Source organism: Desulfuromusa ferrireducens (genome assembly GCF_055389805.1).
In genome coordinates, this window is record NZ_AP042415.1 from 3,742,250 (window position 1) to 3,755,778 (window position 13,529).

12 protein-coding genes are annotated in these 13,529 nt (G+C 50.5%); 4 read left to right on the forward strand and 8 right to left on the reverse strand.

From position 1 onward, the window contains the following. Positions 1-29 precede the first annotated feature (29 nt). Positions 30-806 carry an MBL fold metallo-hydrolase gene (locus ACZ5PT_RS16680; RefSeq protein ID WP_464264154.1) on the reverse strand — a complete coding sequence of 259 codons (777 nt, stop codon included), beginning with the start codon at positions 804-806 and terminating at the stop codon, positions 30-32. A 244-nt stretch (positions 807-1,050) separates the two neighbouring features. Between ACZ5PT_RS16680 and gap the strand changes: the two genes are divergently transcribed. The 3 genes from gap to tpiA all read left to right on the forward strand — a co-directional run bounded on the left by gap (position 1,051) and on the right by tpiA (position 4,246). Further along, positions 1,051-2,052, forward strand: a complete 1,002-nt coding sequence (gene gap, locus ACZ5PT_RS16685; protein ID WP_464264155.1) for a type I glyceraldehyde-3-phosphate dehydrogenase — start codon at positions 1,051-1,053, stop codon at positions 2,050-2,052. 226 nt (positions 2,053-2,278) lie between these two features. After that, the gene (locus ACZ5PT_RS16690; protein ID WP_464264156.1) at positions 2,279-3,469 is read left to right on the forward strand and encodes a phosphoglycerate kinase; all 1,191 of its coding nucleotides are present in this window, start codon (positions 2,279-2,281) and stop codon (positions 3,467-3,469) included. Between the two features lie 18 nt (positions 3,470-3,487). Continuing rightward, a complete protein-coding gene (gene tpiA / locus ACZ5PT_RS16695; RefSeq protein WP_464264157.1) occupies positions 3,488-4,246 on the forward strand; it encodes a triose-phosphate isomerase in 759 nt (252 codons plus the stop codon). Positions 4,247-4,343: 97 nt separating this feature from the next. Here the strand turns inward: tpiA and ACZ5PT_RS16700 are convergent, their stop codons facing one another. The 6 genes from ACZ5PT_RS16700 to ACZ5PT_RS16725 form a co-directional block, all read right to left on the reverse strand. Next, a complete protein-coding gene (locus ACZ5PT_RS16700) occupies positions 4,344-5,699 on the reverse strand; it encodes a phosphohexomutase domain-containing protein (protein WP_464264158.1) in 1,356 nt (451 codons plus the stop codon). Next, positions 5,696-7,132 carry a mannose-1-phosphate guanylyltransferase/mannose-6-phosphate isomerase gene (locus ACZ5PT_RS16705; protein WP_464264159.1) on the reverse strand — a complete coding sequence of 479 codons (1,437 nt, stop codon included), beginning with the start codon at positions 7,130-7,132 and terminating at the stop codon, positions 5,696-5,698. The genes ACZ5PT_RS16700 and ACZ5PT_RS16705 overlap by 4 nt, the downstream gene beginning before the upstream one ends. Positions 7,133-7,569: 437 nt before the next feature. Next, positions 7,570-8,349 (reverse strand): ATP-binding protein, encoded by a 780-nt coding sequence (locus tag ACZ5PT_RS16710; protein ID WP_464264160.1) that lies wholly within the window; start codon positions 8,347-8,349, stop codon positions 7,570-7,572. 106 nt (positions 8,350-8,455) lie between these two features. Next, complete coding sequence (locus ACZ5PT_RS16715; protein ID WP_464264161.1) at positions 8,456-8,827, reverse strand: nitrous oxide-stimulated promoter family protein; 372 nt, start codon at positions 8,825-8,827, stop codon at positions 8,456-8,458. Between the two features lie 57 nt (positions 8,828-8,884). Further along, positions 8,885-9,997: a hypothetical protein gene (locus tag ACZ5PT_RS16720; protein WP_464264162.1), complete on the reverse strand. Its 1,113-nt coding sequence runs from the start codon at positions 9,995-9,997 to the stop codon at positions 8,885-8,887. Beyond that, positions 9,997-10,674 (reverse strand): Crp/Fnr family transcriptional regulator, encoded by a 678-nt coding sequence (locus ACZ5PT_RS16725; RefSeq protein WP_464264163.1) that lies wholly within the window; start codon positions 10,672-10,674, stop codon positions 9,997-9,999. Before ACZ5PT_RS16725 ends, ACZ5PT_RS16720 begins: the two co-directional genes overlap by 1 nt. 112 nt (positions 10,675-10,786) lie before the next feature. On the opposite strand from ACZ5PT_RS16725, the gene ACZ5PT_RS16730 reads away from it, so the two are divergent. Next, entirely contained in the window at positions 10,787-11,638 is an 852-nt protein-coding gene (locus tag ACZ5PT_RS16730; protein ID WP_464264164.1) for a fibronectin type III domain-containing protein, read from the forward strand. 349 nt (positions 11,639-11,987) lie between these two features. Here the strand turns inward: ACZ5PT_RS16730 and prsR are convergent, their stop codons facing one another. Then, on the reverse strand, positions 11,988-13,391 hold the full coding sequence (gene prsR / locus ACZ5PT_RS16735) for a PEP-CTERM-box response regulator transcription factor (RefSeq protein ID WP_464264165.1): 1,404 nt from the start codon (positions 13,389-13,391) through the stop codon (positions 11,988-11,990). Positions 13,392-13,529: the final 138 nt, after the last annotated feature.

Here is a 13,529-nt window from a genome sequence, read left to right on the forward strand (position 1 = left end):
TCCGGTAATTTATTTATTTGAACTGCTGACTATAACAGAGCTCCGACAAAACAGGAACTCGCTTGATGCTGTCGACCGACAATTATTTGCGGATTATGCCCATGCTGCAGCATCGCCTGCAAAAACGTCTGTTCGACCAAGTCGGGGCAATTATTTTCCTCACTGAGGTGTGCAAGAAAAAGGGCTTCCAAGCCAGGCCAATTGATATCGCGCAACAAGCCTTCGCTTTCAAGATTAGAAAGGTGCCCATGACGGCTACGGATTCTCTGCTTCAGCGGCCAAGGATAAGGGCCATCAAGCAACATCTGTTCATCATGATTGGCTTCCAGAACAAGCACGCGGCATTCCTTTAAGTGCTCGCTCACCAAACGGGTCGGCATCCCCAGATCGGTTGCAAAACCGACCCTGCCTTCACTAGAATCAACGACAAAACCAACCGGATTGACCGCATCGTGAGTGGTCGAAAAAGTGCTGATGGTCAAATCGTGACAAAGGAATTTTTCACCGGCGGTGAAAAGTTGCAGCTGATCAATCTTTCCAAGCTTCGGTAAAGCGGCATGCGTTTGGTGATCAACATAAACCGGCAGGTCATAACGCCTTGCCAGTGGACCGACGGCACCGACATGATCATGATGTTCATGACTGATCAAAATCGCATGCAGGTCTTCACCTGTCAGTTCGAGGGTTGCCAAACGTCTTTCGATTTCACGGCCCGACAGACCGGCGTCAACCAGGATTCGGCAACCGTCAGCTTCGATTAAGGCACTGTTTCCACGGCTGCCACTGGCCAACAAACATACTCGCACACGACTATCCCTTCTTCCCCTGAAAGCGTTGCCCTTATACCGAAAATCAACGCTAGCTGCAAGCAGAAAAACAATTGTGATTTTAAAGGATTTTTTTCCGTTAAAGTGATTTGCAAAGTTGGAGTTTTAATGTAGGCTTAGGCACAAATAATCTACGTGAAAAACCGCATAGTTGCCGTGTTTTTCCTAATCAAAAATTACTTTGCAACAACTAACCGCATCACATCTTTATCGAGGAGGCTTCATGTCTGTAAAAGTAGCAATCAATGGGTTCGGACGTATCGGCAGAAATGTCTTACGTATTGCCAGTGGATCACAAGCGATGGACGTTGTCGCCATCAACGACCTGACCGATGCCGCAACATTGGCCCACCTGTTTAAATATGACTCGATCCACGGCACCTTTCAGGGCGACGTCAGTGTCGAAGGCGACAACCTGGTCATCAATGGCAAGTCAATTAAGATTCTCGCCCAACGTGATCCGGCCCAACTTCCCTGGAAAGAGCTCGACGTCGATATCGTCATCGAGTCGACCGGCATTTTTACCGATCGCGCGAAAGCAGCCATGCACCTTGACGCTGGAGCAAAACGCGTGGTCATCAGTGCGCCGGGCAAAGATGCTGACATCACCGTCTGTATGGGGATTAACGAAGATAAGTTCGACCCATCAAGCCACCAGATCATTTCCAATGCCTCCTGCACCACCAACTGCCTGGCTCCGGTGGCCAAGGTCTTGTTGCAGAACTTTGGCATTGTGCGCGGCATGATGACGACCATCCATGCCTACACCAATGACCAGAGCATTCTCGATCTACCACACAAGGATCTGCGCCGCGCTCGCGCTGCCGCTGTTTCGATGATCCCCACCACCACCGGTGCCGCCAAAGCGGTTTCGCTGGTGCTGCCTGAACTCAAAGGCAAACTTGACGGCATGGCCGTACGCGTCCCGACCCCGAACGTCTCGGTGGTCGACCTGGTTGTGGAAACGGAAAAAGTGACCAGTATCGAAGAAATTAACGCGGCCATGAAAGCTGCGGCCGACGGTGAAATGAAGGGCATTCTCGATTACTGCGATCTGCCACTGGTTTCGGTCGATTTTAATGGTTCACCGGCCTCATCCACATTCGATTCGCTGAGCACCAACGTCATTGGCGGTACCATGGTCAAGGTCCTCAGCTGGTACGATAACGAGTGGGGCTACTCAAGCCGGGTTTTCGATCTGGTCCGCTACATCGCCAACAAGTAACGTTTGATAACAACGCCGGTTCTGCAAAGAACCGGCGTTGTTTTGTTCAACCTGTATATGTGGGGATGCGGTGGATGAAGAGTGCAAATGCTTGGATCGAATGAGTGCTTCTAAAATCTGAGCTGCACTAAAGTAGTTCAGCGGTGATTTTTGGAGTGCGCAGGCGATTCAATGAATTGTGCTATTCGCCAGCAGAATATCCACATATACAGGTTAAGGAGAAAAGATGTTTAACAAACTATCAATTGATGACATTGATGTCGCAGGCAAGCGGGTTTTCTGCCGAGTCGATTTCAATGTTCCTATCAATGAAAAGGGTGAGATAGCCGACGATACCCGTATCGTTGCCGCATTGCCAACGATACGGGCGTTGCTCGACAAAGGTGCACGGTTGATTCTGGCATCACATTTGGGACGCCCCAAAGGCAAACCTGCTCCAAAATTCAGTCTCTGCCCGGTGGCGAGCTATCTCGGCAAGTTGCTCAACCAGCAAGTGATCATGGCTCCCGATTGCATCGGTGAAAATATTGAATTCATTGCCAACCAGTTAAGCAATGGCAGCGTTATGCTGCTGGAAAACGTTCGTTTTCACGCTGGCGAAACCGATAACGATCCACAATTCGCAGCGCAACTGGCCAAACTGGCTGAAGTCTATGTCAACGACGCCTTCGGCACCGCCCACCGCGCCCACGCTTCAACCGAAGGGGTTGCCAAGCTATTGCAACCGGCGGTCTCCGGCTACCTGATGGAGAAGGAGCTGAAATATCTCGGTGGCGCACTGGCCGCGCCGCAGCGTCCCTTCGTTGCCATTTTGGGTGGCGCAAAAGTCAGTGACAAGATTACTGTTATCGAAAATCTGCTCAACAAGGTCGACGCTATCCTGATTGGCGGCGGCATGGCCTACACCTTTTTAAAAGCGCAAGGTTACGAGATTGGCACCTCCCTGGTCGAAGAAGATCGCCTCGATCTGGCCAGAGAGCTGCTGGAAAAAGCCAAAGCGAGCGGCGTTGACTTTTTGCTGCCAAGTGACCATTTGGTCGCCGCAAAGTTCGCGGCAGACAGTCCCGCTGAAATCTGCACCAACGAGAATTTCCCGGCCGATAAGATGGGCCTCGATATCGGTCCGGAGTCAATCAAGGTTTACGCCAAAAAAGTTGCCGCAGCACAAACGGTCGTCTGGAACGGGCCGATGGGAGTGTTCGAGTTTGACGCCTATGCCAAGGGGACTTTCGCCATCGCCGAAACCCTGGCGGAGTCAGACTGCCTGTCGATTATCGGTGGTGGCGATTCTGTTGCTGCGGTCAACAAATCGAATCTGCAGAACAAAATGACCCACATCTCAACCGGCGGCGGAGCCTCTTTGGAGTTTCTCGAAGGCAAGGCTTTACCCGGCGTTGTGGCCTTAACTGACAAATAGAAAAGCGGAGGGATTCAAATGCGCAAACCAATGATCGCCGGAAACTGGAAGCTACACAAAACCATCGCCGAAGCTTGCGAACTAAGTAGTTCTCTGGCGAAGTGCTTAGCCAATTTTGAGGACGTTGACATCGTTATCGCCCCGGTTTACACCTCTTTAACCGCGGTTGCTGAGACGATTAAAAACACACCGATCAAACTGGCGGCCCAGAATTGCTATCCGCAAGAGACCGGCGCTTTTACCGGCGAGGTCTCACCACTGATGCTCAAAGACGCTGGTTGCGACTATATCATCATCGGTCACTCGGAGCGACGCCAGCTGCTGGAAGAGTCCGATACCTTCATCAATCAGAAAATGATCAAGACCCTGGAAACAGGCCTAAAACCGATCCTCTGCGTTGGCGAAACCCTGCAGGAACGCGAGTCGGATCAGATGCTGGAGGTTTTGACCGCGCAAATTAAAGGCGGGCTGGCTAACCTCTCAGCGACCCAAATGGCAGATGTCGTCATTGCTTACGAACCGGTCTGGGCGATTGGCACTGGCAAAACCGCCACTGACGAGCAAGCCCAGGAAGCCCACTCGTTTATTCGCGGCATGCTGCAGGGACTATTTACCCAGGACGTCGCCATGCAGACGCGCATCCTCTACGGCGGCAGTGTCAAACCAACCAACGTCGATGGGCTGATGGCGATGGACGATATCGATGGTGCCCTGGTCGGCGGCGCCAGTTTGAAAGCGGAAGATTTTATTCGGCTGGTCAGATTTGAAAAAGGCTAAAAGCTAGCGGGCGAGGCATGCCTCGCCCCTACCTAGTTATCTCGATATGTATAGGTAGGGGCGACCCATGGGTCGCCCTGAACCTTTATTTCCTACATCAGGAACTCTCGCCGCCGATCAACAGCAACAATTCTTCGGTTTTTTCCTGCATCAACGCCGCATCCCCTCTCGACTCGACATTTAAACGAATGACCGGTTCGGTATTCGACTCACGCAAATTGAAGCGCCACGTCCCCATATCGAGGCTCAGGCCATCAGTAAAATCAATGCTGTCAGCATCCGTTTCATAATGGCTGCGAATGGCACTGATAACCGTCGTCGAATCTTCAACCCGGCGATTAATTTCCCCACTGGCTGGAAACCGGGCCACACAATCGGCCACCAGTGACGACATCGACTTGCCGGTTTGGCTGAGCAACGCAATCACCATCAACCAGGGAATCATGCCGCTGTCACAATAAGCAAAGTCGCGGAAATAATGATGGGCGCTCATCTCCCCGCCATAGAGGGCATTTTCCAGCCGCATCCGCTCTTTGATAAAGGCATGACCGGTCTTGCTCTGTACCGCTTGCCCTCCTGCCCGCTTGACGATATCGATAGTATTCCAGGTCAAGCGCGGATCATGAATGATTTTTTGCCCCGGATGACTGCTAAGCAGGGCTTCACTCAATAAACCGACGATGTAATAGCCCTCGATAAAATCGCCTTTTTCATCAAAGAAAAAACAGCGATCAAAATCACCATCCCAGGCAATGCCAAGATCCGCCTGTTGCTCAAGCACAGCATCACGGGTCATGGAACGATTTTCCGGCAACAGCGGATTGGGTATTCCATTCGGGAAGGTTCCGTCAGGCTCGTGACAGACCTTAACCACCTGCAGCGGCAAATGCTTTTCCAACAGATCAACAATCGGACCGGCACAGCCGTTGCCGGCATTAAAGACCACCTTCAGCGGCTTAATAGCAGAAAGATCGAGATAAGAAAGCAGGTGTTCGATGTACTGACTTTTAAAAGAGACCGAGATTTTATTTCCGATCCGCTCAGACGGAGAAAAATCACCCCTTTCCGCCAGTTGCCGAATTTTGTCCAAGCCGGTATCTCCACTGATCGGTTTGGAATCCTCCCGCACCAGCTTCATGCCATTGTAATCGATCGGATTGTGGCTGGCGGTGACCATGATCCCGCCATCGGTTTTCTGGCTGAAGGTCGCATGATAGATCTCTTCCGTGCCACACAGGCCGATATCAAGAACATCGACACCGCCCTGACATAAACCATCGGCCAGCGCCTGCGTCAGGGATGCACTCGACAAGCGCACATCCCGACCGACGACCACGTTTTTCGGCTGTAAAAATTCCGCATAGGCACGCCCGATCCGCCAGGCGACGTCTTCATTCAATTGATCCGGCAGTCGCCCGCGAATATCATAGGCCTTAAAACAGGTGATATTCATTTGCCCGACTCCTGATCAGCTTGGCGGCCGTAGACATCCTCAAAACGAACAATATCGTCCTCCCCCAGATAACTGCCGGACTGAACCTCGATCATTTCCAGCGGAATCTGCCCCGGATTCTCCAAGCGGTGCACCTCCCCCAATGGAATGTAGGTCGATTGGTTTTCGGTAAGCAGCAGGACCTTATCTCCACAGGTCACATTGGCGGTGCCACTGACGACAACCCAGTGTTCGGCGCGGTGATGGTGCTTTTGCAATGACAGGCTGGCACCGGGGGTAACAGTAATCCGCTTAACCTGAAAGCGCTCGCCAACATCAATCCCTTCGTAAGCTCCCCAGGGACGATTGACCCGCCGATGCAACAAGGCTTCGCTGCGCTTTTGCTCTTTGAGCTGCTGGACGATCCCTTTGACGTTCTGCACCTTGTCCCGGTGCGCGACCAAGACCGCGTCAGCCGTTTCCACCACCACCAGATCCTCAACCCCGACCACCGCAATCATGCGATTGGTCGCGTGCAGATAACAATTTTCGGCACCTTCGGTGAGGACATCGCCGATCAGAACATTACCTGCAGGATCCTTCTGCTGCACATCCCAAAGCGCCGACCAGGCACCGACGTCGTTCCAGCCTGCGTCCAGCGGCAGAACAACGGCAGCTTCTGTTTTCTCCATCACCGCATAATCGATCGATTCGGATGGACAGGCGGCAAAAGCAGCTTCATCCAAGCGTTGAAAATCAAGATCACTGGTTATTGTCTGGTAGGAGAGTTGACAGGCAGCGAGGATATCCGGACGATATTTTTCCAATTCTTCAAGATAACGGCTGGCCTTGAACATAAACATGCCACTGTTCCAATAATACTGACCGGAAGCAACATACTGCTGCGCTGTCGGCAGGTCGGGCTTCTCGACGAAATCCGCGACCCTAAAAGCGTTATGCCCTGCTAACGGTTGAGAAACAGCTTTTATGTAGCCATAACCGGTTTCCGGAGCATCGGGGACAATACCGAAGGTCACCAGAGAACCCTCCGCAGCCAATTTTGCCCCCGCTATGACCGTTTTTTGAAACAGCTCGACGTCCTGAATCAAATGATCTGCTGGCAGAATCAACAAGATTGGATCGTCGCCAGCAGCCCGAGCTTGTAACGCCGCGATCGCAACGGCCGGAGCCGTGTTACGCCCGCAGGGCTCCAAAATAATTGAGTTCGATTCAATGTCTAGTTGCCGCATCTGTTCTGCGACCATAAAGCGATGACTCTCGTTACAAACCACCATCGGCTGAGCGATATCTGCTATGCCTGATAAGCGCAATACAGTTTCCTGCAACATGGTCTTGTCGCTGGTCAATGGCAAGAGCTGCTTTGGATAGGATTCACAGGACAGCGGCCACAACCGAGTTCCGGCACCACCCGACAAAATAACAGGTAAAAGCATTTTATCCCTCGCCACAACACTAATAGTGAGTAAATATTTAATATGGTTATCTACTTCGCTCCACCAAAAATCAGTGTTGCGTTAATTCTTCAGTTTTTGTCCACGGAAAACACGGAAGCCACTGAATTTAGTAACAATAAGATTTTTCCGTGAGTTCTGTGCTTTCAGTGGATAGTCAGTATATTTAATTTGATGTGACGACATCAATACAAAAGACCGGCAACGCTGCAAGAAAAAAGGGCCCTGGAAATCCAGAGCCCTACTGTAACTGATAATATCTAGCCAGATAAAATCTTTCTCGCACAAAGCCACGGAGGCACAAAGAAAACCATTATTTTGTTTCAAACCCAAAAATCTGATTTTGACTGTGCACCCCTCTGTGGCTTGGTGGCTTGAGTGAGCAAAGCGAACGGGTGCGAGAAAGTTTTTAAGTTTTCTTACTTCAAATCACCCTGCACGCCGATCTTGATCGTTTCCAGTGGCATATCGACTCCGCTGGCATCGATTGCCTGCTTGGCAATGGCGATCAGTCCCGAGCAGCATGGCACTTCCATATGCGCGACCACCAGTTTGGTAATCCCCCCGTCCTTGATCATCGCCGTCAACTTTTCGATATACAGCTGAGCGTTATCAAATTTGGGACAACCAACGACAACTGACCGATTCTTCAGAATATCTTTATGGAAATCAGCATAAGCAAAGGGAGCGCAATCGGCCGACAACAACACTTCTTTCCCCTCCAGAAAGGGGGCGGTCGGTGGAACCAGATTGAGCAGCACCGGCCACTGACGTAATTCCGAAGGACGCTGCCCCGACTGATCATTATCAGAATCTTCTTCAGTCGCCTTGAAATTCATCACCTTCGACGAAGGACAACCGGCATGCTGCGCCGGCGGTGCGAAATTTTTCACCTGTGCAGACGGACAACCACCTGCCGAAGGAACCAGATGGCTGTGTGCAATCGGTTCACGGCCGATCTCTTTCAGGCGATCATCAACCGCTTCCTCGTCATATTCATCGGCGTCGCGAAGTTCGATGGTGATCGCATCTTTAGGACAATCTCCGAGGCAAGCACCTAATCCGTCACAGAGGTTATCGGCGACCAATTTTGCTTTCCCGTCAATGATCTGAATTGCTCCTTCAGCACAGGAAGGAACACAAAGACCACATCCATCACATTTATCCTCATCGATTTTAACCATCTCACGTTGAGCCATCTTTGTTCTCCTTTATAAATTAAGTTCGTTTTTTTCCGAATTGATAAACAGAGTATATACAGCTTAGCCAGACACAACCTTGACGCTGATCAAGAAACGTATTTTCTCAAAAAAGGTAGTGCCAGAGTAGATCCAGGCGTCCCTTACGGATAAGTGCCTGCCCGGAGAAACGCATAATCTGCCGGACCTTCTCGCGGTGTCCGGAGCGATAACAGTGAACATGACAGTGCTTGCAGGAAGGCTTTTCCACGAGGGGACAGTTGAGGCGTCGCTCGATGGCATAGAGCAGGAATTCATGACAATCGGGACAACACTGATAACGGCTTAAGTGTTCCAACCCGGCAGGAAGTGAACCGACCGAAGAACGCTGTTCACCATGATGAGCGGCGCAGTAAACCGAGGTAAAGAGTGCAAGGATTTTCATATCCTTACGCTCTTTGCGCGTTAATACGGGGTGGTTTGGTAATTTATTGTCCATACAGACAGTTTAAGAGAAGTCGTCGCTAAGCACATTGATGCAGGTCAAATTGGCCCGTCAGGGATTGAGAATATTATTTCGCGCCTGATAATAATCGCGAAGATTGATTTCTCCCCGACTGCGCTGTTGACGAATACGTTGCAGCTTCACCTTCTCTACACCAGTGAATTCGATCTTTTCCGGAACCTGATAGCCTGAATAGAGATACAATTTTCGTTGCCAGGCGACAAACAGACGCTCAGCATCGTCACTGAAACGAACCTTGGCCCGCGCTGGCAGCTTCAGTTGCAAGCGATCCTGCGCATAGAGGTTACCATCGAGATAAAACAATTCCCTCTGCGGCGCAATCTGCAAGGATTCCCCCGGTGATTGCCAACGATAAGTCACCTTTTTATTCCAGGGGTTGGTAAACAGAACCTGGCCGCGTCCATCAGGGAGCAAAACCCTCTCTGCATCAGCAGCGCAAAACGCCTCGGCTTGACGATTATCTGTTTCAATCAACACCTTTTCTTTACCGGTCAATAAGTTATGCAGGACAAGTTCAACCCGTCCATTAAGAACTGGGGGGTCGAGAAAACGGCTGTAAATCAGCTCATCTTTCAAGGGCGACACATCAAAATAATGCAACAGATCGAAATCAGTAGCAGAGGAAGGAGAATAAAAGTTCATTTTGTAGAGTGGGATTCTCTCGACATCCCACTGCCCATCCCAGATCAACAGACCGACCTGAGTCCCCGATCCGGATGAAGAGTCTTCATTCGTTTGTGCCATCGCCAATAAGCGACCGTCTGTCAGCCAGGCAAAATCGGTGATCCGTTCATCGACTAAAATCTGCGGCCGATCATCTGAATTCGCGGTTAAACGCACCAGACGGGTTTTCTCCACTTCGCGAAAGGCGGCAACCAAGGTCAGTCCATCCGGCGCCCAGATCAATGCTTCAGGATTGTCATAAGTAAGGCGTTGCTGATACCGATCGGCTAGACGTAGGATATTTAGCCCTTCGTCAACATAAGCGATCATTTCACCATCTGGCCGAACAGCAAACAATTCGGCATCGTTCAATTCGACCAACAGGTGGGTATCTGGAAGTGTTTCGACAAAGGAAGAAGGAAGCGAACAACCAGAACAGAACAGCAGACAGAAAACCAGCAGGCGGTAGATTCTATTCATCAGATTTCCTTGTAGCTGTCGGCAAGGTCGAGCAAACGATCGACGTCCAAAATTTCGATGGTCTTTCCCTGAACACGGATAATTTCCTCGTCCGACAACTTTCTGAAGGTGCGTGATAATGTTTCACTGACAGTGCCAAGGTTGGAAGCCAGCTGGGTTTTAGAAAACGGCAGAGTCACACTGGCCTGCTCTTCGCCACCGATTTCCGCCAGATAACGTGCCAGCCGCGCCGGCACATCGCGAAAAGTCAGATCTTCAATCTGGGTGGTGAACTGACGCAAAAACATCGCCAACCCACCGATCATGTTAATCGAAATTTGCGAATGCTGATGCAGCAGATTCAAGAATTCGTTTTTCGGAAAGAACAGTAAGCTCGTAGCCTCCAATGTTTCGGCAAAGGCGGGATAGCAACCATCGGCAAAGATCGCAGCTTCAGCGAAAGTCCTGACCGGCTGTACGATATGCAGAATCCGCTCTTTCCCCTCAGGAGAAAGCTTGTAGAGCTTGACCTTACCGGAAGCGACAACATAAAATCCGACCGCGGCTTCGCCCTGCTCAAAAAGAATTTCTCCGCGCGAATAATTTCGTAAACGACAAACGCTAGAGAGAAGTTCGAGATCATTCTCTGTAACGCCTGAGAACAAGTGACATTTTTTGATTATTTGATGAATTTCCATAAAATTAATCTAACAAAAAAGCAGAGAAAGCGTAAAGCAATAGATGAAAAATGATTGGTTTTTTGCTGATATTTTTTGCTAAGATGCCCAATCTAATGAAAAGGAGGACCAAATGATAAAGTATATATACCTATTCTTGTTGATCTTGTTACCACTGTCGAATGTTTGTGCTGAAGATGTCACCCTCAACTGGGACGCCAGTCCAACCCCCGAGGTTGTTGGCTATAAAATCTACTATAAACTTAACAGCACCGAACTGCCCTTTGATGGCATCGGTGCAATTGAAGGACCCTCCCCGGTCGACGTCGGCGATACGCTGTCGTCAACACTGACTGGTCTGATCGATAACAGCATCTATTATTTCACTGTCACCGCCTACGATGCCGCCGGCTACGAAAGTTCCTACTCCAACATCATCAGCAACCAGGAGATGGTGACCCTGAGCAGACCGCTGGAAGGGGCTGTGGACGAGCCGAGCCCGGTGACCTTTCAGTGGGACTTCAGTTCAACTGCCACGCTGAACTACACACTTTACTATGGAACGGACCGAGACCAGGTCACCAGTGCAGCAGGCATTACTGCGCCGATTGAGTCGCCGCCGGTTTCAAGAACCGGGCTGCTTTTGTTGCTTCTTGCGACTATTCTGGCCCTTATCTGCCGATCACTGCCACGCAGAAGATTCCAATTGGCGACAGCGTCGCTCGCCTTAACCCTGGCATTGACCGCCTGTGGCGGTGGTGGAGGCGGTGGCGATACCGGCAGCACCAAATCATCAACCGAATCGACCGTCGCCCCCAGTGCCGCAGCTATCTATAGTGTCGATACGGGAAGCAGCGACTACTATCAGGCCTACGATCTAGAACCGGCAACAACCTATTACTGGAAGACCGTTGGCGTCGATGCCGCCGATGCGTCACAGGTCTATACAAGCACGGTTGCCAGCTTTACGACTGAAAGCTTCTAGCTATTTGTTTCCGGTGATACGTTTGAGGACGGGCTTGGGGGGCTGCTTTTTAAATTTTAGTTTCAGGTCAAAATGGTTCAGTAGAGAGGAAAATAATTAGCCGCAGATGGACGCTGATTGGCGCGGATAGGGCCTTTAAGGCTAGGCTCTTTGACAAGGTCTACTGGAAAGTAGGCGGATTAAATCTGAAAAGATTGATTTTGGCTTTTGATTTCAACTATCAGACCTTATCCGCTCTTATCCTGTCAAAATAAAGATTTAAAACAGGTTTGAATTATCTGCGAACATCGGCGTGGATCTGCGGCAAAATTGTTTTCCCCTGGAAACCAAAACCCGGCCAACTAAGTGATCAACTGTGCAAACCGTGCTTTTTTAACAGGTCATAAAATGTCGGTCGACTGACAGCCAATTGCTCTGCGGCCTTCTGTACATTCCCCTGGCACTTCTCCATCACCTGCTGGATCAGTTCATGCTCAACCCGATGACGAGCATCCTTTAACGTCAGTCCCTCTAGATCGAAACCTTTGCCAGACGGTATCTCATCGGTCGGCACATCGTCAGCACTTGTCGGAGCCTTTTCTTCAAAACCAAGATCCCAAGGTTCGATGATCGGCGTTTCGGCCATTACAATCGCCCGCTTGATTTTATTTTCCAGTTCTCGCACATTCCCTGGCCAGGGATACTCGTTAATCCACTTAAGGGATGCGGCACTAAAACCACGCGCCTTAATATTAAATTCCTGGCTGAAACGGCGCAAAAAGACGTTCGCCAGTAAGGGCAGATCGTCGCCACGCTCGCGTAGCGGCGGCAACTCGACAGTGATCACACCAAGCCGATAATAGAGGTCCTCGCGAAAAGTCCCCTTTTGCATTGCCTGGTTAATATCTATATTGGTCGCAGCAATAATCCGCGTATCAACGGGGATATCGTCCCGCCCACCGACGCGCTGTACGAGTTTATCCTGCAGAAAGCGTAACATTTTGACCTGCAGCAGCGGCGGCATCTCACCAATCTCATCGAGAAACAGCGTCCCCTGATCGGCAAATTCAACCTTGCCCTGCACCCGCGATTGAGCTCCGGTAAAAGCGCCCTTTTCATGGCCGAACAGTTCGGACTCGAGCAGGTTCTCAGGAATCGCGCCGCAGTTGATGGCGATAAAATTGCCGTCCTTGCGAACCCCGCGCTGATGGATCGCTTGAGCAACCATCTCCTTACCGGTGCCACTCTCCCCCAAAATCAAGATCGGCACATCGATGGAAGCCACCTTTTTAATGATAGAAAACACCTTCTGCATCTGCGGACTATTACCAAAAATACCGCTATAGCCCTCTCCCCCCGACGAAGTTGCTGACTGCAGACGGCGATTTTCATCCTCAAGGCTAGCAACGTGATAAGCGCGTGAAAGAATGATTTTCAACTCAGCCAAGTCGATCGGCTTATGATAAAAATCATAAGCGCCCATATCGACCGCAGCCAGAGCATTGGCGTGGTCCTCGTTACCGGAAAGAACGATGACTTTGCAGGAGGGTTGTTTTGACAGGATGGCCTGCAGACAGCGCAGTCCTTCGCTGGCGCCATCAATATCCGGCGGCAGACCGAGATCGAGGGTGACCACCTTGGGAGTATGGAGATCAAACTGCTTGAGCGCTTCGTCAACGCTTTCGGCCAGAATAACCCGGTAATCTTTCCCCAACCCCCATTTCAGTTGCTTACGAATTTCTGTGCTGTCATCGACAATCAGCAGTTTTTCCAAAACACCCTCCGGTGAATATTAATATTCCTAGAATCAATCTCTCGCCCGTTCGCTGCTCTCACTCAAGACGCAAAGTGCGCAGAGAAAATCGACCATCAGTTTTTTGCTTAAACCCAGAACCCAGCTTTTAACCTGACC

Bases quoted from the DNA above. Each gene is read 5' to 3' on its own strand.
- tpiA (WP_464264157.1), top strand. From the start codon at position 3,488: ATGCGCAAACCAATGATCGCCGGAAACTGGAAGCTACACAAAACCATC.
- ACZ5PT_RS16690 (WP_464264156.1), top strand. From the start codon at position 2,279: ATGTTTAACAAACTATCAATTGATGACATTGATGTCGCAGGCAAGCGG.
- gap (WP_464264155.1), top strand. From the start codon at position 1,051: ATGTCTGTAAAAGTAGCAATCAATGGGTTCGGACGTATCGGCAGAAAT.
- ACZ5PT_RS16715 (WP_464264161.1), bottom strand. From the start codon at position 8,827: ATGGACAATAAATTACCAAACCACCCCGTATTAACGCGCAAAGAGCGT.
- ACZ5PT_RS16720 (WP_464264162.1), bottom strand. From the start codon at position 9,997: ATGAATAGAATCTACCGCCTGCTGGTTTTCTGTCTGCTGTTCTGTTCT.
- ACZ5PT_RS16705 (WP_464264159.1), bottom strand. From the start codon at position 7,132: ATGCTTTTACCTGTTATTTTGTCGGGTGGTGCCGGAACTCGGTTGTGG.
- ACZ5PT_RS16710 (WP_464264160.1), bottom strand. From the start codon at position 8,349: ATGGCTCAACGTGAGATGGTTAAAATCGATGAGGATAAATGTGATGGA.
- ACZ5PT_RS16725 (WP_464264163.1), bottom strand. From the start codon at position 10,674: ATGGAAATTCATCAAATAATCAAAAAATGTCACTTGTTCTCAGGCGTT.
- ACZ5PT_RS16700 (WP_464264158.1), bottom strand. From the start codon at position 5,699: ATGAATATCACCTGTTTTAAGGCCTATGATATTCGCGGGCGACTGCCG.
- ACZ5PT_RS16730 (WP_464264164.1), top strand. From the start codon at position 10,787: ATGATAAAGTATATATACCTATTCTTGTTGATCTTGTTACCACTGTCG.